Source organism: Inquilinus sp. CAU 1745, from assembly GCF_039839375.1.
Lineage (GTDB): Bacteria > Pseudomonadota > Alphaproteobacteria > DSM-16000 > Inquilinaceae > JBDOQU01.
Genome location: NZ_JBDOQU010000007.1, coordinates 98,815 through 119,327, shown reverse-complemented (window position 1 = coordinate 119,327; position 20,513 = coordinate 98,815). Strand labels below are relative to the sequence as shown.

The following is a 20,513-nucleotide window of genomic DNA, read 5'->3' as shown; positions in this document are numbered from 1 at the left end:
ACGGCATGGGCCGTCCAGCCGTCGCATCGGGAGGGTGCTCGGCGGGTTCAGCGCCAACACAACAGTTGGAGGCCGGTTCCGGTCATGCCCCCGGACGCCAGAACATCGTGACGCCGGCCGCGGCGAGTTCGACGAGGCGGGCGTCGATCTCTCGGGCCTGGCTCTTCAGCGCGCGATCGCCGCCGGGAATCCGGGATCCGAGCCGGTTGACGCTCTGATAAGTCAGCAGGTCGTCGAGGAGATCGTGCAGCCGCCGCGCTTGGTGCGGTGTGAGCCACGGCGCCGGCTCTACGCCGACGGGGCCGCCGCGGGCGCCGGCGACGAGTGCGTCGCCGGTCCACGGCTGCCAAACCGGATTGTTTGCTTGGTGGTGATTCCACGCGCTGGGTGACGTGCGCATAGCTGTGTGCTCCTTACTGCGATCACGAAATTGCGATCAAGAGAGCGCGTGGAATTAAACGAGATGCGAGGTCGGCCGCCGTTGCCGGCGTCATGACCCTCGCACATTCTTTTATTGGTGATTTTTCGATCTCCCGTCCTTTCCGCCAGTGAGAAGGACGGGAGATCGAGTTACATTTGATTTTGGCTCAATAAAAAATCTCTTGTCCTAATTTCCGCTTTCTCTGAAACGGAATCATATCTCTCCAACTGAATGTCTGGAGAGAACATATGGCCAATAATTCTTCTTCTTTACTGAATTCCCGACAAGGCCTGCCCGAGTTCGCCACCTTGCGCGAGGCGGCGGCGCTGCTGCGCATGTCCGAACGGACCCTGCGGCGGCGGATCCGCGACGGTCTCGTCACGGTCTCCCAGCGGCGCAATGGACCGATCCTGATCCACCGCGACGTGCTTTACGCCGCGCTCGAAATGCGCCGGCGGGGCGAGATCTGAGGTGGCCGTCGATGTCCGGCCATGTCCAGCAATGTCAATCACTTACGGCGCGCCGGGACGAGCGTGTCGCGATGAGCCCGGAGGCAGACATCGCGACACGGTCGTCCCGGCGGCCCGCCCTGTCCACCCCTGTCCAGTCTTGACCGCCGACGCCGCCGGCAGGGCCGTCCCGGACTTAACGAACCAGGAGAACCATACCGATGAAACCGCCTTCTTCGTACCCGACCGAAGCCGCCCGCCTTATCGCTGATTGGTGCGAGGCCGAGGGCGTCAACCATTCCGAACTCAGCCGGCGCGTCGGCCGATCGCGCGTGTGGGTGCACACCGTGATCAGTGGGGCGGCTCGCTATCCCGGTCTGACGGCGATCGCCAAGGTCGCCGAGGTCACCGGAATACCGTTCGATGATCTGATCGCCGACCGGCCGGCGCCCAAACCTCCGGCGCCCAAGCCGCAGTCGCCGGCGCCGGCCCGCGACCTGACGATGGCCGATGTGCGCCAGGCGATCGCCGACGGCGCCAATCGGCCGGACGCGGACCCGCTGAGCGATGCCTGGCGCCAGGAGATCCTGCGTCACATCGACCGGCTGCCGTTGTGGTTCGATCGCCCGCTCGATCGGATTCCGGCCGACGCCCGCCGCATCGGCGAGGCGCTCGACAAGCTGCACCCCGTCGCGCTCGGCGTCACCAGGCGCGTCTGGCAGAAGGCCCGCAGCGCCATTCGGACCTCGCTCGCAATCGCCGGCGCCACGGGTGGCCGGCGGCCGGCGGACTATCTCGCCGACCCGCGCTGGCGCGGGCTGATGGAGGGCCTGCGCGACCACCATGCAGAGCGCGGGCTGATCCGCTCGTTCCACGAACAGCAACTCGGGCCGTTCTTCGCCTACTGCCATGCCCACGGAGTCGAGCCCGACGACGTCTCCGATGCCGCGTTCGAGGCCTACGCGGAGGAGCGTAATCGCTGCTATCTCGGCGCCAAGACCGGCGCGCGTCGGTTGCGGTCGGCGCGCAACGCCTGGAACTACGGCGCCGGGCATGTGGCAGGCTGGCCGCGGATTGTCCTGTCGGTTCCGGAACGCGACACTTTGCGCCTGCCGCTGGAAATCTTCCCGAAATCCTTTCAGGACGATGTCGCGGCCTATGTGGCAGCGGCCGGCGTGCGCGACGCCGCCCTCTACGACCCCGCGATCGTCGGCTACACAGCGGCCATGGACGCCCGGTACGCGTCGGCGGAGCGGATGCGGCGTGACCGGCCGGACGCGAACGGCCGGCGCCACGGTATGGATCCGAGCAAGCCGCTGGCGGCGGTCACGGCCAGGCGTCATGCTGACACGCTGCGTCTGACGGCGTCGGTGCTGGTGCGCGCCGGCCGCGATCCGGCCGAGATCCGTTCGATCGCCGATATCGCGACACCGGAGGCCGCGGTCGAGCTTCTGAAGGATCTCGACCGGCGGGGCCTCGAAAAAAATAAGGCCACCCGTGGGACCCTGGTCAAAATGCTCGCGAGCATCGCGGCGCGCTGGCTGCCGGACCACGACAGACTCCAAGCGAAGCAGTTCTGGACGCTGTCGGACATGGTCGGCCATAAGCGCACGGAAATGAGCGACGACGACCGCCGGACGGTGGAGGCATTCCTGTCCGACAGCGAACTGATTGCTCGGATCGTCATGCTGCCGCTCGACACCATCGCGGCGGCCGAGGACGAACGTCGGCGCACCGGGCGCGTCACCGAGGCGATGGCGCTCAAGGTCGAGGCTGCGGCGATGCTGACGATCCTGCTCAGCCTGCCGGTGCGCCGGACGACGCTCAGCCGGACGTTGCGGGACAACATCACTTGGCCGGTGCACGCCGGGGCGATCGGGATGGTCTACTGGCCGGCCTGCGACACAAAGGGCCGGAAGAAGCCGCTCCGGGCCGAGCTGTCGGCCTGGAAAGTGCAGATCCTCAAGACGCATCGAGAGCATTATTGGCCGGCACTGGCGCTCGATCCGGAAAATGACTTTCTCTTCCCCGGTCGCAAGCTCCGCACCCGCAAAACCCACCGCACCCCGGCCCAACTCGCGAGCAATCTCAAGGCGCTGATCCGCGACGCCATCGGCCACCAGGTCCGGGCGCATCAGTGGCGCAAGATCCTGGGCACGGCGCTCTTCAGGGCGACGCTGGATCCCGACATGGTGCGGGCCCTGCTCGGCCATTGCGGCAACTCGGACTCGACCGGCATCTATGTCGACAGTCTCGCGACGCTGGGCGCCTCGGCGACGCTCGACCGAATAATGGCCGACCGCTTGGCCGAGGCCGGCCTGGCGCTGCCGATGGCGAGGGCGGCATGAGCGCCCGGAAGCGGTGGCGGGCGGTACCCGCCGAGGGCTGGCCGGAATCCGATCGGCGGACCTGGGCGCGGGCGACCCGCGGCTGGCCGGCCCACCGACTCAAGCAGGCGCGGACCGCGTATGGCCAACTGCTCGCGTACGGTGAGCCCGACGGTGTCGACCAGGCGACGATCGCCGCCTTCGCCGAAGCCGTTGCCTGGCACCGTCCGCCGCAGTCGGCGCGGACGACACTGCGCGGTCTGGCCGATGCGCTGGTCGTGCTCCGCCCGGAAGAGCCCTGGGGCTGGCTGCACGAGGCGGCGCGCGACGCCATCCGCGCCGGACGGCCGCAGGCAGCGCCGAAGAAACGTCCAGGTCCGACCCCGACCCGGCGTGTCGCCATGGCGGACTGGCCGGACGATCATCGGGCACGCTGGATAACCGGCTTCGCGTCTCCGGCCGAGCCTGTCGTCGACGACCCGTACGCCGCGGCTCTAGCGGCGGTCACGGCAGCCTGGCCGGACGGCGGTACGAGTGATGAAGTTCCCGGAACAGCGATGGGCAAGCCGGCGCGGCATCCGTCGTCCTGGAGACCCGCCACCTGCACGGCGGCGGAGCGGGGCTGGGGCCGCTGGCTGGCGTGGGCGGGCGAAGAGGGCGGGGCTGCGGCGCCGGAGGCGGTGACCCGGGATCGGGTCGCCCGGTATGTCGACGGCCTTGCCGCGCGCGGCTGCGCACCGAAATCAATCACGGCCTATGTTCAGGGCCTGCGGTTCGCCCTGCGGGTGCTCGCCCCGGACGGCGACTGGACGTGGCTGTCGCGCCAGGCGACGATTCTGCAGAGCCACGCTGTGCCGCTGAGGGACAAGGCAATCGGGCTGCGGCCGATCGAGGAATTGGCGGCACTCGGGACCAGGCTCATGGCCGAAGCCGTTGGCCAGCCACTGACGCTCAGTGCCGCGACGCTGTATCGCGACGGGCTCTATATCGCTCTGCTCGCCTGGCGACCCAAGCGGATCAGCAACATCGGCGAGATGAGGATCGGCCGGGAATTGGTACTCGACCAGACCGGCGAGCCGGTCTCACTCCTGTTCGACCGGACGAAGAACAATGATCCCAGCGAAAGCACCGTTCCGGTCGTCCTGCGGCCGTGCGTTCGCGCCTATTTGGACAGGTTCCGGCCGCTGCTCGACGGGCAGGCCGGCGACGCGCTTTGGGTGTCCAACCGCGGCGCCGCGATGGCCGTAGGAAGCCTGGCGGCGGTACTGCGTGACCATACGAAAGCAGCATGGGGCAAGGGCATTGGCCCGCACTATGTCCGCACGATGTATGCAACGAGCATGGGCGCGACCGACCCCAGGGCGCTGGCGCAGGTCAGCATCATGCTCGACCACCGCAATAGCCAGACGGTGGAAATCTATCGGGCGCTCGCCACCAGCACCAACGCCTCCCACGCACTCGACCGGATGACCACCGGAATTGTCGAGGCGACGTTGGCTCGGAGGAAGAAGGAAAGACAACGAACCGGGCGGAAGAGGCCCCCTGCAAGGGGTGGGTGAGGCCGTCATTCTCCCGCAATCCGACTTCCGGCGGCTGGACCATCGCGCACTTGATCCAGTCGCCGATCGAGGGGATTGCGAACGATCATCGCCGTTCGGCGCTATCCGCTCTCGGAGCTTGTTAGTTCATTGAAATCTATGGGTTTTCCACTCTTGCTATGCTCAGACGGCCAGATAGTGGAAAACCATGTGATATCAACGAGGTAGGCTGCTGGAGGGCAGGCGCTTTCGGATTGATGCTCGTCGGTCAGGGCCGTTCCTCTACGCCGTGGTGCAATGGCGTGGGAATTCCGCAGTGCTTCGCCTTTCATGCGGCTCGGGCGCATCGGTCCCTGATATCCGTTGGATGTACGCGACCTAGACCACGGGGTGATTCTATCTCCATCGCAAACGGGGATAGTGAAACACATTCAGAAAAGGGACGATCAACAGGAGACAAACATGAGCCCAGACAACATCTCACACCTCGGTGGACCGGGGTACGATGAGCTGGTTCCGTCGCGCTACGCGCTGCGGGTCGGCGAGATTGACGTGCTGGTGGTCAGCGACGGGGTTCTGCCGCTGCCAACCGCGATGTTGGCGCACAACGCCGACCCGACGGTCCGGGAGGCCTGGCTGGATAACATGTTTCTGCCGCGGGACGCGTTCGATTGGGCGCTGAACGTGGTCGTGGTGCGTAGCGGCGGCCGGACCATACTCATCGATGCTGGGCTGGGGTTCGACCCGGACTTGCACTTGCCGCGGGCCGGGCAGTTGGCAAAGCGATTGGCGGCCGCGGGCATCGATCTTGCGTCCGTGACCGATGTGGTGCTTACCCACATGCACATGGACCACATTGGCGGGCTGATCGTCGACGGGGTGAAGGACCGGCTGCGGCCGGACCTGCGGATCCACGTGGCGGCGGCCGAGGTCAAATTCTGGGAGTCGCCTGATTTCTCCCACACCGCCATGCCGCCGGGGTTCCCGGACGCGCTTCGGTCGACCGCCAAGCGGTTCATGAAAGAGTACCGCAACCAGGTGCGGACGTTCGATGAGGAGCACGAGGTGGCGCCGGGGGTGGTCGTCCGTCGGACCGGCGGACACACCCCTGGGCACAGCGTCGTCCGTCTAGCGTCCGGCGGCGACGGGCTGACGTTCGCCGGCGACGCCGTGTTCGCGGTCGGGTTCGACCAGCCCGACTGGCACAACGGCTTCGAACATGACCCCGAGGAGGCGGCTCGCGTTCGGGTTCGTCTTTTGCGGGATCTGGCTGAGACCGGCGAGATGTTGGTGGCCACTCACCTTCCGTTCCCGTCCGTGGGGCGGGTGGCGGTCGACGGCGACGCCTTTCGTTGGGTGCCGGTCTTCTGGGACTACTGACCGCTTGTTGGGTTAGGACTGCTCTGCTCGAGACTGCAACCACCGATAATCGACTCCCGGTCGCGCCAGCGGCCGGGAGTTTTCTATTGCTTGCAGCATAATCGCAGAACGCCAGAATGGCCGCGAGACTGCCGTGCAGCGCCGCATCGAGCCCGACGCTATCGGCGCGCAGCGTCGGCACGACCCAGTCGACCTGGCCATGGATGATCTCGGCGGACGGGGCCTTCGCTGCGCCGCTGTTAAGTGCCGCCAGCAGACTGGATCAATCACGCCACGGATTGCTGAGCCTGAGGAGGTTACTCCGTCGCTCTCTCGTCCACTGCCTTACGTCCGGCCGTCATTGCGAGGATGATCTTGACTGCGATCAGCATTGGAGCGGCAGAGACGAACAGCAGCGCCAACACCAAAAAGCCTTCGTTGAACGACAGGGTCATGATCTGCGTCTGGAGCGACCGCTGGATCATTGCAGTGACCGCGGCCGCCATTTCGCTAGAATAGCCTTGGGTGGCGAGCAGATCGGTGATGGCGTTTTGGCGCGCCTCCAGCGCTGGGCTGCCGGGCGTGAAATGGGTGGCCAGAACGCTGCGATTGAGCGCCGCCTGATGCGCGAGATAGGTCTGGAGAAACGCCACGCCGATCAAGCCGCCGAACTGTCGGCCGAAGTTGAAAAGCGCGACGCCGTGCGCCAAGCGCGGCCCGCCGAGCCCGAGAAAGGTGATGAGAGTCAGCGCCACGAACAGCGGACCGAGGCCGAAGCCGCGCAGCAGCAGGGCCGTGGTCATGTCCGGGATGCCGCTCTCGCTCGTCGAGCCGGACAGCAGCCACATCGCGGACATGAAGAGGACGATGCCCACCGGCACGAGCTTGATCGGCGAAAGACGGCGGACCTGGATGAGTGCGGCCGCCGCAAACAGCCCTAACCCGGTGAGCGCACCACTCGGCAGGAGCAGCAGCCCGGCATAGGTTTCCGAGAAGCCGAGCACCGAGAGCGCGAAGAGCGGGATAAGGAAGGCGCTGCCGAACAGGGCGCAACCAGCAACGAAGCTGACGATGAAGCCGAAGGCGAAGTTGGGATCGTGAAAGGTTGCGAGATCTATCAATGGATCGCGACCTTGTGAACGGATCTCCCACGCTGCAAAGGCAAGGACCGCAATCATCCCCACGATCGACAGGTTCACGATCCGCGACTCTGCGAACCAGTTCCAGCGATTGCCCTGCTGGAGCACATAGACGAGGCAGACCATGGCGACGGCGAAGAGCATGAGGCCGACCCAGTCGAGGCGGATGGTCGCCCGTTGGACGACGGGGATCGCACCGAGCCCGGCGAGGATCATCGCCAGTCCGATCAGACCGCCTGGCAAATTAAGGAGGAATATCCAGGACCAGGAGAGTGTCTCGGTCAGCCAGCCCTGAGCCGCTGGTGCGATGGCGGTCGGCATCGCAACGACAGCCAGTGCGAAAGCCGCCTGGACCAGCGGCTGCCTGCCTCGGGGAAGGAACTCGAAGAGCACAGTCTGGCCCACGACCAGCAGCACGGCGCCAGAGACGCCCTGAAGCGCTCGCCAGATCACGAGTTGATAGAACTCCGTGGTCAGGCCGCCCGCCAAAGAACTCAGGATAATGACAACCGTCGATCCGACCAGGCACTGCCCGCGGTCGATACGAAGGCCGAGCCAGGCTCCGATGGGAAAGGCGGTGAGCTTGGCCATGAGATAAGCCATGTTGAGCCAAGCAGCTTCGTCGGGGGTCGTATGTATGCTCCCCATGATGTCCGCCCGGGCGATCGCCAGCGCGGTGCCGTTAATCGCATCCAGACACGCGACGGCGGTGACGCCCAGCAACAGCCAGATGGCCGCCCCCGATACCCGGTCATCGTCGCCAGTGACGCGGATCATGGTTGGGTTTCCTACCGGTAGATTTGAACTGCAACCTGCGGGGCATTGCCCTCGGCGATCGGACCAGGCCCGACGCTGGCCGGCAGGTCGATCGCGACCTCAGCCGACAGGCCCGGGACGAGGCGCCCGACCAGCGGGTGATCGGCATTGAGCCGGATCTTCACCGGCACACGCTGGACAATCCGGATGAAGTTGCCGGTGGCGTTGTCCGGCGGCAGCAGGCTGAACGCGGCGCCGCTCGCCGGCGCCAGGCTGTCGATTGCGCCGCGGATCTCCACGCCGGGGAAGCCGTCGACCGTGATATGAGCTGTCTGCCCGACTCTCATGTGCGCGATCTGCGTCTCCTTGAAATTGGCCACCACCCAGACATCCCGGAGCGGCACGATCGACAGCAGGGAGGCACCGGGGCGTACGTACTCGCCCGGCTGAACATGGCGATTGCCGACGACACCCGCGACGGGGCTGTGGATGACGGTATCGGCCAGCGCGATCTCGGCGAGGCGCAGGGCGGCCTCGGCCTCGCTTCGCCTAGCCGCAATCTGCGCCGCCTCGGATTCGATGACGGCCAACTGCTCGCGCGCCGCGGCCCCGGCGGCTTCGGCGCGGGTGAGGGTCGCGGCCGCGCGTTGGGCGGCGGCGCTTGCGGCGTCGTGATTGCTCTGCGGCGTCCACCCTTGCGCGAGGAGCTGTCGGGAGCGGGCAAGGTTGCTCTGAGCCAGATCGACGTCGGCGCGCGCGGCCTCGACCGCCGCGTCGGCTTCCCGAATAACGGCGAGTTGAAACTGCGTGCGACGATCGAGATTGTCCGCGGCCGCCGCCACGGCCGCCACTGCCGCACGAGCCCGGTCGGCCTGGGCGCGGAAGTCGGCATCGTCGATCCGAACCAGTATGGCCCCGGCCTCGACGATCTGGTTGTCGTCGACCAGAACCGCGACGACACGGCCTTCGACCTCGGGGGCGATCGCGGTGACGTCGCCGCGGACATAGGCATTGTCGGTCCTGACCTCGAAACGGGCGTCCATCCACCAGGTCCAGGCGAACCCGCCGGCAGAGGCGAGCGCGGCGAGGATAACGAGGCCGATGGCTCCGCGGCGGGCCTTCTCCTTCAGGGGTGGTTTCACGAGACGCCTCATCAAAAATGGTAATGAACATTACCCTTGTACGGTACGATAGATTACCTCATTATGGAAGTATGATTTTGGCCTGGTTTCGGGTCCTGATAGGAGTCTGCTGCCTCGCCGGCTGAAACCCTATTGGGTGTGGAGAGAGCTTGGACTATCGGCTCGCTGAGCGAACCTATACCCAGGTTCACACCCATGGAGGCGCACACGCACCGGATGCTGGGCAACGGCGCTAAACCCGGTCGAGATCGTCCTAAGGTAGCCGATTGAGGATTTAACAGCGGACAGGGCATCCTGATCGATGACCGACACGACGCACGACACGAACCGCTATACCCGCCGCTCCCGGCGGGGCGCCCCGCAGGAGCGGCGGCTGGCGATGATCCAGGCGGCATCCGAGGTGTTCTTCGAGGCCGGCTATGCGGCCGCCAGCATCGACATGATCATCGCACGCGCCGGCGGCTCGAAGCGCGACCTTTACGCCGAATTCGGCAACAAGGAAGGCCTGTTCGCCGCGATCATCACGGAGAACGCGAGTCGGGCCTTGGATGCGCTCGCGCCGGAGCAGCTCACGGGTCATGATCTCCGATCGACGCTACGTCATTTTGGACGGCGGCTTGTCGCCTTGCAGATGGCGCCGCAACTCCTGGCCCTCTATCGTGCCGGGATTGCCGAGAGTACGCGCTTTCCCGATCTCGCCCGAGCCTTCTTCGAAAGCGGTCCTGGCCGGGCGAGCGCACGGCTTGCGGAGGTGCTCGAGGAATACCGCGACCGTGGCGAGATCAAGGTCTCCGACTGCCGGCGCGCGGCCGAGCACTTCATCGGGATGGTCCGCGATGACCTGCACCTCCAGGTGCTCCTCGGATTGCGTCCGCCGCCCAATGACGCCGAGGTCGAAGCGACGGTCGACGCGGCGGTGCGGATATTTCTCGACGGCGTTGGCGAAAACCGGTGACGACCCGGTTCTGAGCGATCGGCGGCATGTCATGCCAGCGGCCTCTCAGGGCATCGGCGCCATGCGGACCATAAGCGGTTATGAAAGTCCCAGACCGCCATCGACAGCAATCACCTGTCCCGTCACCCATTCGGAACAGGGATCGGCGAGCTGCACGATCCACCGGGCCACATCATCCGGCTCTCCGCGCCGCTTGAGCGGTATCTGCCCGCGCTCCTGCTCCTTGACGGCCGCGGCCTGTTCCGCCGAGAGCCCCATCATTCCCGTCAACGCGCCGGATTCGGTCGGCCCCGCCGCGACGGCGTTGACGCGCACGCCATGGGAGGCAAGTTCTAGCGCCCAGCAGCGGGTCAGATGCTCCAGCGCAGCCTTGCTGGCGGCGTAATGGGAGAGCCCGGCAGCGGGCTTGTGACCGAACGTGCTCGATACATTGATGATTGTTCCCCTCGTCGCCATCAGATGTGGAAGCGCCGCCGTGGCGAGCAGACTTGGGCCGAGCACGTTCACGGCGAAGATGTCCGTGATCCGCCCGGCCGTGGCGTCGGCCAGCGGGAGGATGGCGCCCGCGCCGGCATTGTTGACCAGAACATCCAGGCGGCCCCATGTGTCGATCGCCTTGGCGATCGTGCGTCCGGCATCGTCCGGCGCGGCTGCGTTCGCAACCATGCCGGCGATATTGGGGTGGCCGGAGGCCGCCTCGTCGACGAGCGCCGCGCGGCGGCCGGTGATAAGCACCTTTGCACCTTCGGTGGCAAAGCCCAGCGCCGTGGCGCGGCCAATGCCGGAGCTTCCGCCGGTAACGATGACGACCTTACCATTCAACGTGCTCATGATATTTCCTATTCGCGATATTGGGGTGGCCCGTTTCGGACTCAGGCGGATGCCGCCCCGTCGGCGCCTGACTGACGGATGGCCCAGAGGGTAAGCGCGATGCCGATGATCGCCGGCAGTGTGACGGCCGGGAAATCGCGCGGAATGACTGATGGGGAGCAGATGCCGACGGCAACTTCCCATAGGTGGAAAACGGCATGCGCGCTGAGCCACAGCGTCGCGACGGCCCACAGGCCGATGCGGCGTTCCGGCCGGATCATCCCAATACCGAAAGCGACGCCGAGGAAGAGCTGAATGATCCCGATATCGCGGATGAAGTGCTGATTGAAGAAGCCGGTATCGCTTACGCCTGGCACGGAACCGTACCAAGTGGCTGGCGCGACAAGCATGAACAGCCCGTTCACGGACAGAAATATCCCGTTGAAGGCCACCATCACGGACACGGCGATCAACATTGTTCGATCACTCCAGGCCGCCGTTTTCATGCTCGGCTGCCTTGTCCTTGAGGGAAGGAGCGATTGAGCCAATCGGCGAAACATACCGGGGCGATGCGCGGATCGTCGCCCGGGGTCAGCGATTGGTCGTTCAACACCGTGCCGAAGTATTGGGCGTTGGCGTCGGTCACCACCTGGCGCGGGTCCTTGTTTGCATGCAGGAACTGGCGAACCAGTTCGTCGAGACGGATTTGTTCGGGGGCAGCCAGTTCCAAAGTCTCATTCGTCGGCGCCCCGAGTGCGACCTCAGCCAGCGCGTCGGCAACGTCGTCCGACACGACCGGCTGCATAAGGGCGGGAGACAAGCGGATCGTATGGCCGTCGGTGGCCGATTGCGCGATAGCGCCCGTGAATTCGAAGAACTGTGTCGACCGGAGGATCGTGTAGGGGATCTTGGCGGCCTTGATCAGATTCTCCTGCGCCAACTTCGCGCGGAAATAGCCGCTCTCCGGAAGGCGATCGGTACCGACGACGGACAACGCAACGTGATGTCCAACGCCGGCGGCCATCTCGGCTGCAAGAAGGTTGCGGCCTGACGTTTCAAAGAATTCCAGGACGGCGCGGTCCTCGAACGACGGCGAGTTCGCCACGTCGACGACGACCTGGGCGCCTGCAAGCGCCTCGGCCAACCCTTCGCCCGTGATGGTGTTGACGCCCAAATTTGGCGACGCTGCCACGACCTCATGGCCATTCCGGCGAAGCCTGCTTACGAGCTTCGCCCCGATGAGGCCGCTGCCTCCGATAACGACGATCTTCATGTTGCACCTCCGATTGCAGATGGGGCACCGCCGCTGCGCGGGCCGGGAACGGAGCTTTTGCCGCAGGGGCCAGCCGGCCGCGATGGGCCGTCTCAACCCTTGATGAAGGCCAGAAGGTCGGGGTTGATCACGTCGGCGTGTGTCGTGCACATGCCGTGGGGGAGCTTCTCGTAGATTTTCAGAGCGCCGTTCTTGAGCAGCTTCGCCGACAGCGGCGCTGAATCGGCGATCGGCACGATCTGGTCATCGTCGCCATGCATGACGAGCGTTGGGACGTCGATGACCTTCAGGTCCTCGGTGAAGTCGGTTTCCGAGAAGGCCTTGATGCCGTCGTAATGGGCCTTGGCTCCGCCAGTCATTCCCTGTCGCCACCAGTTTTGGATCGCGGCCTGCGATACCCGCGCTCCCGGCCGATTGAAGCCGTAGAAGGGACCGCTCGCGACATCGAGATAGAATTGCGGGCGGTTGGCGGCGAGCTGCTGGCGGAAGCCGTCGAACACCTCGATCGGCAGTCCGCCCGGATTGGCAGGCGTCTTCACCATGATCGGCGGCACGGCGCCGATAAGCACAAGCTTGGCGACACGGCCTCTGCCGTGGCGGGCAACGTAACGGGTCGCCTCGCCGCCGCCGGTCGAATGTCCGATATGGACGGCGTTTCGCAGGTCGAGATGTTCGACCACGGCGGCGACGTCGGCGGCGTAGTGATCCATGTCGTGACCGTCGCCGACCTGGCTCGACCGGCCATGTCCGCGCCGGTCATGCGCGATGACGCGATAGCCCTGCCCGACGAAATAGAGCATCTGCGCGTCCCAATCGTCGGCGCTCAACGGCCAGCCATGGTGGAAGACGATGGGCTGGGCGTTCCTGGACCCCCAGTCCTTGTAGAAAATCTTGACGCCGTCTTCGGTGGTGATCGTGCTCATCGTCTGACTCCTATGTCTGGGTGGGGAATGGGAAGGACACGCTTTGGGGTTTTCCGGGTGAAGATCGAGGTGGGCAGGCCAGCCGCGCCGTTTCGAAAATCGCTTGAACGCTTGCGCATCTAGCCTTTCCTTCAAGTGACCCACCTGGATGGGATGGAGATTGCGCGTTCCGACACGCAGCCGGCATCGTGCCGCCGGATAGGTTGAGGTCGCCAATTGTTAGGTGAACCTGGCGGTCGGCACGACCGGCTCAATTCGAGGTGACATGCAGACCCGGTCATGCGGACAGCAATGTTGGCGTAATTCACAGGAAATCGGATTGTCTGCGCCGTTGCATTTAATTCGCCATACCTCCACGCAATGCATGGATATCCATAGGGTGCGGCTGGGGGTATGGCGGGATTAGGCTGAAGCGTGAGTCTTCCGACAGGTCCAGGTATTGAAAACAATTGCTATACCAAGCGCTGACAATCCCCAGGCTGTCCTTGTCCGGCGGGAGAAGCCAATGACGATGGCGTCCAACTCACTTGGCGAAATCGGCTCCGAAGCAACGCGCGCGCTGCAAATTATTGAGAGTATGCCAGGGCACGCATGGTCGGCCGACGCCGCGGGAAGATTTACTTATGTCAGTCCAAACACCCTGGCCTTCCTCGGCAACGCCCGCGAAGACCTCAATAAATCCGAGGGCGAGGATGAGTTCGGCTGGCGTCGGGTTGTCCATCCTGACGATTATGATCGTGTCGCCGCAAGATGGCGCCATTGTCTCGAAACCGGCGATCACTATGACACCGAGCATCGTCTGCGGTGCTCCGACGGCGTCTATCGTTGGTTTCGAAATTCAGGATGGCCCTCACGCGATAGTCAGGGGCGCATCACCCAATGGTACGGCACGACGATAGACGTTGAGGACCAGAAGCGGGCCGAGGCGGCGTTGCGCGATCGCGAGCGGGAGCTCTCGCAACTCGTGGACATGGTTCCGAGCCACCTCTGGCGGCTGACTCCGGACGGCGAGCCGATTTTCTTCAACAAGCGCATGGTCGATTTCCTTGGCATCGACGTAGCGGATACGGACAGACCGGGCGTGAGCCGACTGGAGGCGGTCATAGAGACCGTCCATCCGGACGACGCAACGAAATTCAGGAACGCCCTCAGCCACTGCCTCGTCACCGGCGAGCGCTTCTCCATGAGATATCGCCTTCGGCGCACCGATGGCGTCTATCGCTGGATGTCCAGTCGCGCCGAACCCATGCGTGATCAGCACGGGCGCATCGTCCAGTGGTATGGCCTCTGTCACGACATAGACGATCAGATGCATGCCGGAGAGGCGCTGCGAGAGAGCGAACGCTCGCTCCGCCAGCTTGTTGAAACGCTGCCCGCACTGATCTACTGCGCCACACCCGAGGGCAAGCCGATATATCGCAGCCAAAAGCTATGCGAATTCCTTGGATTCAACCTTGAAGATAAGGATGAAGAGGGAAAATCTCGGCTAGCCGGCACGCTCGACGCAATTATTCACCAGGACGATCTGGTGGCCGTCAAGGAAAGCTATGGCCATTCATTGTCTACTGGCGAGCCCTATGCGCTGAAGCACCGCCTGCGACGCTTCGACGGTGAGTACCGCTGGGTTGAGACGCGCGCGGCGGCAATGCGCAACGCCGAAGGCGCTATCGAGCAGTGGAACGGCGTCTGCCTGGACATCGAAGATCAGGTCCGTATCCAGGAAGATCTGCGTCTGGCGCAAGAGAGTCTTGCGCGTGCGAGCCAAGCGGCGAGCCTTGCGGAACTCTCGGCATCGATCGCCCATGAGGTCAATCAGCCGCTCGCCGCGGTCGTTGCAAATTCGCACGCCTGCCATCGCTGGCTCACGGCGGAACCGCCCAATATCGAGCGGGCACGGAAAACGGTCGAGCGCATCACTCGCGACGCAAACGCCGCCGCCGACGTCGTGAGCCGTATCCGGGCCTTGTTCAAGCAATCGGCGGGCCCGAGGAGCCGCACGGCTGTCGGCGGCATCATCGCCGAGGCGCGCGACCTCATGGCTGAGGAGGCGGCGCGGCTTTACATCCGTATGGATGTTGAGGTCGAGCGCGATCTTCCGCTTGTCGCGCTCGATCGCGTTCAGATTCAGCAGGTTCTGATCAATCTTCTTCGCAACGGCATGGAGGCGATGGACTCCGTTGCGAGGGACCGAATTCTTCGGATGCATGTATGCCGAATGGGGAACGCGGTTCAGTTCGAGATCAGTGATCGCGGCCGCGGCGTCGAATTTCCCGACAAGGTTTTCCAGCCGTTCTTCACAACCAAGGAGAACGGGATGGGCATGGGATTGGCGATCTGCCGTTCGATTGTCGAGTCCCACGGCGGACGGCTGTGGACAGAGAAGAACGAACCTTACGGAACGACATTCATCTTCACGTTGCCAATCGAGGCGAAAGCAGCGCCATGACGGCGGATGATCATATTGTCTTCATCGTGGATGACGATGCGAGCCTCCGAGAGGCGCTCAGTGAATTACTGGCCTCGCATGGTATGCGCGCCCTCGCGTTCGGATCGGCCGGCGACTATATCAGCGCCGACAAGCCGGACATCCCTGCCTGTCTCATCCTCGATGTCGAGTTGCCGGATATCAACGGGCTCGATCTGCAGAGGCAGATCGCGGAGGGCGATCATCCGCCGATCATTTTCATAACAGGGCATGGCGACATCCCGTCATCCGTCCGGGCAATCAAGCATGGCGCTTTGGACTTCCTGACCAAGCCGTTCAGTGATGCGGATCTCATGACCGCAATTGACGCAGCGGTCACCCAGGATCGGGAAAAGCGATCAGAGCGCGCCGAACTTGGCGTGCTGAAGCAACGCTATCTAGATCTGACGCCACGCGAACGCGACGTGCTGCCCCTCGTGGTGAGCGGTCTCCTTAATAAGCAGGCCGCCGCTGAACTGGGGATCAGCGAGGTCACGCTGCAAATCCATAGAAGGAACGTCATGCAGAAAATGGCGGCGGCGTCGCTCGCCGATCTCGTGCGCATCGCGGAGCGATTGGCAATTCCGATCACCCACTCGCGTCGAACGGGAGGGGCTTGAGCGTGAGCAAGTCAGGACCTGTTGTAGCGATTGTTGATGACGATCCAAGAGTGCTGGAGTCGCTGGAGGACCTTCTGGAGTCGGCGGGCTATGTGCCCCGCAGCTTCTCGTCGGCGGGATCGTTGCTCATCAGCGGACTCTCGGGCGTGGACGTGCTCATCACCGACATTGGCCTGCCCGGCACGGACGGCTTCGAACTTCGGGGCCTGGTGAAGACGGTGCGGCCGGATTTGCCCGTGTTCCTGATCACCGGCCGCCACGAAACCGCCGATCAGGGCCGCGCCCAGGGCATTAGCGGTTTCTTCCGCAAGCCCTTCGACGCCCAGGCCCTTCTAGCGGCCGTCAACGACGCCTTGTTCGATTGAGAAATGGAGGGTGAGCATGAGAGTTGACCAGCCGTTGCCGCAGAGATCGGCGTCCTTGTCATTGCAGCGGAGGAGTGAAGGGGAACACCCGCTTGTCATTATTGTCGATGACGATGCATCTATTAGGGAGGCGCTGTCGGAGTTGATCCTATCGGCGGGCTTCCAGCCGGTCTGCTTTGCCTCGACCCGTGAATTGCTGGACGCCGACGTGCTGGACAGCCCCGGCTGCGTGATCCTCGATGTGCGCATGCCAGGAGCAAGCGGTCTAGACCTGCAGCATCATCTGGCGCGAAACGGCAACCCCAAGCCGATCATCTTCCTGACCGGGCATGGCGACATTCCGATGACTGTTCAGGCGATGAAGGCCGGCGCTGTGGACTTTCTCACCAAGCCGGTGCGGGATCAAACGCTGCTTGACGCTGTTAATGCGGGTCTTGCGATGGATGCGGCATGGCGGGCGGAAGCCGTGATCGTCAGGCGCAATACCGAACGTCTTGAGACGCTGACGCCTCGCGAGCGCGAGGTTCTGCGTGAAGTGGCCCGTGGTCGCGTCAACAAGCAGATCGCCTTCGACCTCGGCATTAGTGAGGTGACGGTCAAGCTGCATCGCGGCAATGTCATGCGCAAGATGGGGGCTGCTTCCATCGGCGAGCTGATCCGAGCGTGGGAAACACTGCCCGCGTCGACGCGCGAGGTCGGCGCGACCTTGACCCCCAGAGAGTCCGCCGCTTCGGAGACAGTGCTGAAGATCGGGGAGTTCAGGAGGATGACTGAGTTTCAGCGCTGACCCCATTGGGCCTGTGGAACTTTATCTTGAACCAGTTGGAGAAGGCCTCCCTTTCCTCCGACGTAAGGTGCAAGCCCTGTTTTGTGCGGCGCCAGAGAACGTCTTCCGGCCTCAGCGCCCACTCCTGCGCGACCAGATAGTCAACCTCCCTCTCATAAAGGTCGGCGCCGAAATGTCGGCCAAGATCCTCAACGCTCGCCGCGCCGTCGACAATCATACGCAGCCGCGTACCGTAAAGCCGTGCATAGTGGCGCAGTAGGCGTTTCGGCAACCAGGGGTGGGTTGAGCGGGTGTCTTCCAGAAACTGCACGAAGTCGGCCCCCGGAAAATCGCCGCCCGGTAATGTCGCGCGAGCCGTCCATGCGCCGCCCATATGCGGAAAGATCTTCGCCAGCCGCGCGGACGCATGCTCTGCGAGTTCACGGAAAGTGGTGATCTTGCCGCCATAGACGTTGAGAATGGGCGCGCCGCCTGCCTCATCGAGATCGAAGCTGTAATCACGGGTGACGGCCGACGGATTTCCCCTGCCATCATCGAAAAGCGGGCGGACGCCGGAGAAGCTTTCCAGCACGTCGCTGCGGTGCAGCTTCTCCTTGAAATAACGGTTCACGGCCGCGAGAAGATATTCGATCTCCGTCTCGTCGACCTTCACGTCGCCCGGCTCGCCTTCATAGGGGATGTCGGTTGTCCCGATCAGCGCCTTGTCGCCTTCATAGGGGTTGATGAAGATGACGCGCCTGTCGTGGTTCTGGACGAGATAGGCGTGCGTGCCGTCCCAGAATTTCGGCACGATGATGTGGCTGCCCTTGACCAGGCGTACATTGCGCCGGCTGTTGACGCCTGCGACACGCCCAACGAAGTTGTTGACCCAGGGGCCCGCGGCATTGACGATGCAACGTGCGCGAAGCGTTCTCGTCTCCCCGGAAACCTGGTTTGCAAGCTCGATGCGCCAATGGCCGTTCTCGCGCCGGGCGCCGACGCAGGCGGTCCGACTGAGAATCTCCGCGCCTTTCTCGGCGGCGTCCACGGCGTTCAGCACCACCAGGCGGGCATCGTCCACCCAGCAGTCGGAATACTCGAACCCCTTGGTGTAGATGTCGAGAAGGGGCGCACCTTCGGGATCGCACCTCAGGTCGAGCGTACGCGTGCCCGGCAGCTTCCTGCGTCCGCCCAGATGGTCGTAAAGGAAGAGGCCGAGACGCACGAGCCAGGCGGGTCGATCCTCCGGGCTGTGCGGTAGCACGAAGCGCATCGGCCAGATGATGTGGCTTGCCGCGTTGAGCAGCACCTCGCGCTCGATCAGCGCCTCGCGCACCAGTCGGAACTCGTAATATTCGAGATAGCGCAGGCCGCCATGGACGAGTTTTCCCGAGCGCGATGAGGTTCCTTCAGCCAGATCGTCCTTCTCGCAAAGAACGACGGACAGGCCGCGGCCGGCCAGGTCGCGGGCGATGCCGACGCCGTTGATGCCGCCGCCCACGACGAGCACGTCGGTAATGCCGGCCCCGCTCACTACCCGTTACCCCGCGAAACCATTCCAATAGCGCCGACGGCCGCGCCAGTCTGGCGCATCCTTCGATTTTCGGCCAAGCGCGCCCATACCGGCGGCAAGGCTTGACGGGCGTCCAAGTAAGCGGCGTAGAGCCGGTCATAGGGTTCGATCAGGGTCGGGTCGGGATCTTCCCGAGCGCCGAGGAGCGGCTTGACCCATGCCGCGATGGATTCGTCCATCGTGGCATAAACGCCGGTCGCCACGGCCGCCATCATCGCTGCTCCCGCCGCCCCCGTCTCTTCGCGTCGGCAAATGCGCACAGGAACTCCGAGCGCAGCGGCGAAAATGCTACGCAGCACTTCGGAACGGGCGGCTCCGCCGGTCAGGCGCACTTCTTCCGGCATGTCGCCCATGGCGCGGTAGCAGTCGCGCGCAGCCAGGGCGAGACCTTCGACAACGGCTCGCAGAAGGTCGGGGAAGCGATGCGCGCTCGACAGCCCGATGAAGCCGGCTCGTGCGTCGGGATCGACGAACGGTCCTCTCTCTCCCGCTGAGATATAGGGATGGTAAAGCACCGCCCCGGGCTCAGTCCCGACCAGCCAATCTTCCATCCGGGCAACCAGTTCGCCGCGGGAGACGGTGTTGCCGAGAGCGCTCGCCACATCATCGACGACGTTCAGAAGCCAGTCGACGTTGAGCGATGCCGCCATGTTCGTCTGCACTTGCGTGACCAGACCCGGCACCGGAAGCGCGATGACGTAGCCTGTCCCTTCGTCGTTGAGAAACACTTGTTCCGGCCGAACCGCCCGCATATGGACGCCGGTCGAGCCGATCGTCGAGGCGGCGACGGAGAGTTCACCGGTGTGGACGCCGGACCCCAACCCCGTCAGCGCCATGTCCACATAGCCGAGGCTGACCGGCGTTCCCGGAATGAGACCGGTCTGCCGGGCGGCCTGCGGCGACAGCTTGTGCGTGGTCGAGGAGCCGTCGAGGATCGGGGGCAGAAGGTATCGGCGCGAGCGAAGGCCGAGGCCTTCTATAACGGAGTCGTCATACTGGCGCGTGCGGAAATTTCCGAAGGTGAAGCTCGCCTCCGAGGGGTCGGTCGCGCGTTCCCCCGTCAGTTTGAGATAGATCCAGTCCTTGCAATGAAGCGCAACGCTGGCGCGATCCAGAAGCTCAGGCTGGTTCTCCTCGATATGGGCTAGTTGGACGCCTTGCTGGCAGGCATTGAGCCCGGTGCCCGTGGCTTCGAAACGCGAGCGCTCGCCCGGCGACCGCGCAAGCCGCCGAACCGTCGGCGCGGCGCGCGCGTCCAGCCATATCCAGGCGTCCGCCACCGGCTGGTTGTCCTCGTCGACGAGCCACGTCCCGTCGCCCTGTCCCGTCACGGCCAGCGCGATCGTGCGGCCGGCGAGCCCGTCAATCTTGTCGCCGAGCCGGCGAAGCGCCGTAGCGCAGTCTTCCCAGGTGCGCGCCATCGGCTGCACCGCGGACCCGTCATGGCCTTCCTGGTAACGGTTGGGCATCGAACTCATTGCGAGTTGTCGGCCGGCGGTGTCGAAGGCGACCGCCTTGATGACGGAGGTGCCCGCATCGACCCCGATCAGAATGTTTCGGTCTTCAGCCATGGAGATGCGCCGCCCGACCGACCGTTCGGTAAAAGCGTGCGAGGGCAGGCGGCCGGCTCATC

18 protein-coding genes are annotated in these 20,513 nt (G+C 64.4%); 9 read left to right on the top strand and 9 right to left on the bottom strand.

Translation table 11 applies throughout. The features are described from left to right. Positions 1 to 82 precede the first annotated feature (82 nt). Positions 83 to 400 (bottom strand): hypothetical protein, encoded by a 318-nt coding sequence (locus AAFN89_RS10665; RefSeq protein WP_347538857.1) that lies wholly within the window; start codon positions 398 to 400, stop codon positions 83 to 85. 269 nt (positions 401 to 669) lie between these two features. On the opposite strand from AAFN89_RS10665, the gene AAFN89_RS10660 reads away from it, so the two are divergent. The 4 genes from AAFN89_RS10660 (at position 670) to AAFN89_RS10645 (ending at position 6,115) form a co-directional block, all read left to right on the top strand. After that, a complete protein-coding gene (locus AAFN89_RS10660; RefSeq protein WP_347538856.1) occupies positions 670 to 891 on the top strand; it encodes a helix-turn-helix domain-containing protein in 222 nt (73 codons plus the stop codon). 200 nt (positions 892 to 1,091) lie between these two features. Further along, the gene (locus AAFN89_RS10655) at positions 1,092 to 3,218 is read left to right on the top strand and encodes a tyrosine-type recombinase/integrase (RefSeq protein ID WP_347538854.1); all 2,127 of its coding nucleotides are present in this window, start codon (positions 1,092 to 1,094) and stop codon (positions 3,216 to 3,218) included. Continuing rightward, on the top strand, positions 3,215 to 4,756 hold the full coding sequence (locus AAFN89_RS10650) for a hypothetical protein (RefSeq protein WP_347538852.1): 1,542 nt from the start codon (positions 3,215 to 3,217) through the stop codon (positions 4,754 to 4,756). Before AAFN89_RS10655 ends, AAFN89_RS10650 begins: the two co-directional genes overlap by 4 nt. 441 nt (positions 4,757 to 5,197) lie before the next feature. Continuing rightward, positions 5,198 to 6,115 (top strand): MBL fold metallo-hydrolase, encoded by a 918-nt coding sequence (locus AAFN89_RS10645; RefSeq protein ID WP_347538850.1) that lies wholly within the window; start codon positions 5,198 to 5,200, stop codon positions 6,113 to 6,115. Positions 6,116 to 6,411: 296 nt separating this feature from the next. Here the strand turns inward: AAFN89_RS10645 and AAFN89_RS10640 are convergent, their stop codons facing one another. Together AAFN89_RS10640 and AAFN89_RS10635 are read right to left on the bottom strand one after the other, a co-directional pair. Then, entirely contained in the window at positions 6,412 to 8,010 is a 1,599-nt protein-coding gene (locus AAFN89_RS10640) for a DHA2 family efflux MFS transporter permease subunit (protein ID WP_347538848.1), read from the bottom strand. 11 nt (positions 8,011 to 8,021) lie between these two features. Beyond that, a complete protein-coding gene (locus AAFN89_RS10635) occupies positions 8,022 to 9,131 on the bottom strand; it encodes an HlyD family secretion protein (protein ID WP_347538846.1) in 1,110 nt (369 codons plus the stop codon). 301 nt (positions 9,132 to 9,432) lie between these two features. Between AAFN89_RS10635 and AAFN89_RS10630 the strand changes: the two genes are divergently transcribed. After that, positions 9,433 to 10,086: a TetR/AcrR family transcriptional regulator gene (locus tag AAFN89_RS10630; RefSeq protein ID WP_347538844.1), complete on the top strand. Its 654-nt coding sequence runs from the start codon at positions 9,433 to 9,435 to the stop codon at positions 10,084 to 10,086. 78 nt (positions 10,087 to 10,164) lie between these two features. Here the strand turns inward: AAFN89_RS10630 and AAFN89_RS10625 are convergent, their stop codons facing one another. From AAFN89_RS10625 to AAFN89_RS10610, 4 genes are all read right to left on the bottom strand, one after another. After that, positions 10,165 to 10,917 carry an SDR family oxidoreductase gene (locus AAFN89_RS10625; RefSeq protein WP_347538842.1) on the bottom strand — a complete coding sequence of 251 codons (753 nt, stop codon included), beginning with the start codon at positions 10,915 to 10,917 and terminating at the stop codon, positions 10,165 to 10,167. A gap of 41 nt (positions 10,918 to 10,958) precedes the next feature. Further along, entirely contained in the window at positions 10,959 to 11,372 is a 414-nt protein-coding gene (locus AAFN89_RS10620) for a hypothetical protein (RefSeq protein ID WP_347538840.1), read from the bottom strand. Between the two features lie 26 nt (positions 11,373 to 11,398). After that, on the bottom strand, positions 11,399 to 12,169 hold the full coding sequence (locus AAFN89_RS10615) for an SDR family oxidoreductase (protein ID WP_347538838.1): 771 nt from the start codon (positions 12,167 to 12,169) through the stop codon (positions 11,399 to 11,401). Between the two features lie 92 nt (positions 12,170 to 12,261). Further along, positions 12,262 to 13,092: an alpha/beta hydrolase gene (locus tag AAFN89_RS10610; RefSeq protein WP_347538836.1), complete on the bottom strand. Its 831-nt coding sequence runs from the start codon at positions 13,090 to 13,092 to the stop codon at positions 12,262 to 12,264. Positions 13,093 to 13,597: 505 nt separating this feature from the next. Here AAFN89_RS10610 and AAFN89_RS10605 point away from each other — a divergent pair. Genes AAFN89_RS10605 through AAFN89_RS10590 form a run of 4 tightly spaced genes read left to right on the top strand, consistent with a single transcriptional unit; the run spans position 13,598 to position 17,328 of the window. Next, the gene (locus AAFN89_RS10605) at positions 13,598 to 15,538 is read left to right on the top strand and encodes a PAS domain-containing protein (protein ID WP_347538834.1); all 1,941 of its coding nucleotides are present in this window, start codon (positions 13,598 to 13,600) and stop codon (positions 15,536 to 15,538) included. After that, complete coding sequence (locus AAFN89_RS10600; RefSeq protein ID WP_347538831.1) at positions 15,535 to 16,176, top strand: response regulator; 642 nt, start codon at positions 15,535 to 15,537, stop codon at positions 16,174 to 16,176. The genes AAFN89_RS10605 and AAFN89_RS10600 overlap by 4 nt, the downstream gene beginning before the upstream one ends. Positions 16,177 to 16,178: 2 nt before the next feature. Continuing rightward, positions 16,179 to 16,541 (top strand): response regulator, encoded by a 363-nt coding sequence (locus AAFN89_RS10595; RefSeq protein WP_347539060.1) that lies wholly within the window; start codon positions 16,179 to 16,181, stop codon positions 16,539 to 16,541. Between the two features lie 16 nt (positions 16,542 to 16,557). Beyond that, positions 16,558 to 17,328, top strand: coding sequence for a response regulator transcription factor (locus tag AAFN89_RS10590; protein ID WP_347538829.1), 771 nt, complete (start codon positions 16,558 to 16,560; stop codon positions 17,326 to 17,328). On the opposite strand, the gene AAFN89_RS10585 is transcribed toward AAFN89_RS10590, so the two are convergent. Further along, entirely contained in the window at positions 17,300 to 18,841 is a 1,542-nt protein-coding gene (locus AAFN89_RS10585; RefSeq protein ID WP_347538827.1) for a glycerol-3-phosphate dehydrogenase, read from the bottom strand. The two genes, AAFN89_RS10590 and AAFN89_RS10585, sit on opposite strands and share 29 nt — an antisense overlap. Next, complete coding sequence (locus AAFN89_RS10580; RefSeq protein ID WP_347538825.1) at positions 18,841 to 20,451, bottom strand: FGGY-family carbohydrate kinase; 1,611 nt, start codon at positions 20,449 to 20,451, stop codon at positions 18,841 to 18,843. Before AAFN89_RS10580 ends, AAFN89_RS10585 begins: the two co-directional genes overlap by 1 nt. Between the last annotated feature and the right edge of the window lie 62 nt (positions 20,452 to 20,513).

What these genes read in the sequence shown, in the direction of transcription:
- AAFN89_RS10665 (WP_347538857.1), bottom strand. Translation starts at nt 400, where the DNA reads ATGCGCACGTCACCCAGCGCGTGGAATCACCACCAAGCAAACAATCCG.
- AAFN89_RS10660 (WP_347538856.1), top strand. Translation starts at nt 670, where the DNA reads ATGGCCAATAATTCTTCTTCTTTACTGAATTCCCGACAAGGCCTGCCC.
- AAFN89_RS10655 (WP_347538854.1), top strand. Translation starts at nt 1,092, where the DNA reads ATGAAACCGCCTTCTTCGTACCCGACCGAAGCCGCCCGCCTTATCGCT.
- AAFN89_RS10650 (WP_347538852.1), top strand. Translation starts at nt 3,215, where the DNA reads ATGAGCGCCCGGAAGCGGTGGCGGGCGGTACCCGCCGAGGGCTGGCCG.
- AAFN89_RS10645 (WP_347538850.1), top strand. Translation starts at nt 5,198, where the DNA reads ATGAGCCCAGACAACATCTCACACCTCGGTGGACCGGGGTACGATGAG.
- AAFN89_RS10640 (WP_347538848.1), bottom strand. Translation starts at nt 8,010, where the DNA reads ATGATCCGCGTCACTGGCGACGATGACCGGGTATCGGGGGCGGCCATC.
- AAFN89_RS10630 (WP_347538844.1), top strand. Translation starts at nt 9,433, where the DNA reads ATGACCGACACGACGCACGACACGAACCGCTATACCCGCCGCTCCCGG.
- AAFN89_RS10625 (WP_347538842.1), bottom strand. Translation starts at nt 10,917, where the DNA reads ATGAGCACGTTGAATGGTAAGGTCGTCATCGTTACCGGCGGAAGCTCC.
- AAFN89_RS10620 (WP_347538840.1), bottom strand. Translation starts at nt 11,372, where the DNA reads ATGTTGATCGCCGTGTCCGTGATGGTGGCCTTCAACGGGATATTTCTG.
- AAFN89_RS10615 (WP_347538838.1), bottom strand. Translation starts at nt 12,169, where the DNA reads ATGAAGATCGTCGTTATCGGAGGCAGCGGCCTCATCGGGGCGAAGCTC.
- AAFN89_RS10610 (WP_347538836.1), bottom strand. Translation starts at nt 13,092, where the DNA reads ATGAGCACGATCACCACCGAAGACGGCGTCAAGATTTTCTACAAGGAC.
- AAFN89_RS10605 (WP_347538834.1), top strand. Translation starts at nt 13,598, where the DNA reads ATGACGATGGCGTCCAACTCACTTGGCGAAATCGGCTCCGAAGCAACG.
- AAFN89_RS10600 (WP_347538831.1), top strand. Translation starts at nt 15,535, where the DNA reads ATGACGGCGGATGATCATATTGTCTTCATCGTGGATGACGATGCGAGC.
- AAFN89_RS10590 (WP_347538829.1), top strand. Translation starts at nt 16,558, where the DNA reads ATGAGAGTTGACCAGCCGTTGCCGCAGAGATCGGCGTCCTTGTCATTG.
- AAFN89_RS10580 (WP_347538825.1), bottom strand. Translation starts at nt 20,451, where the DNA reads ATGGCTGAAGACCGAAACATTCTGATCGGGGTCGATGCGGGCACCTCC.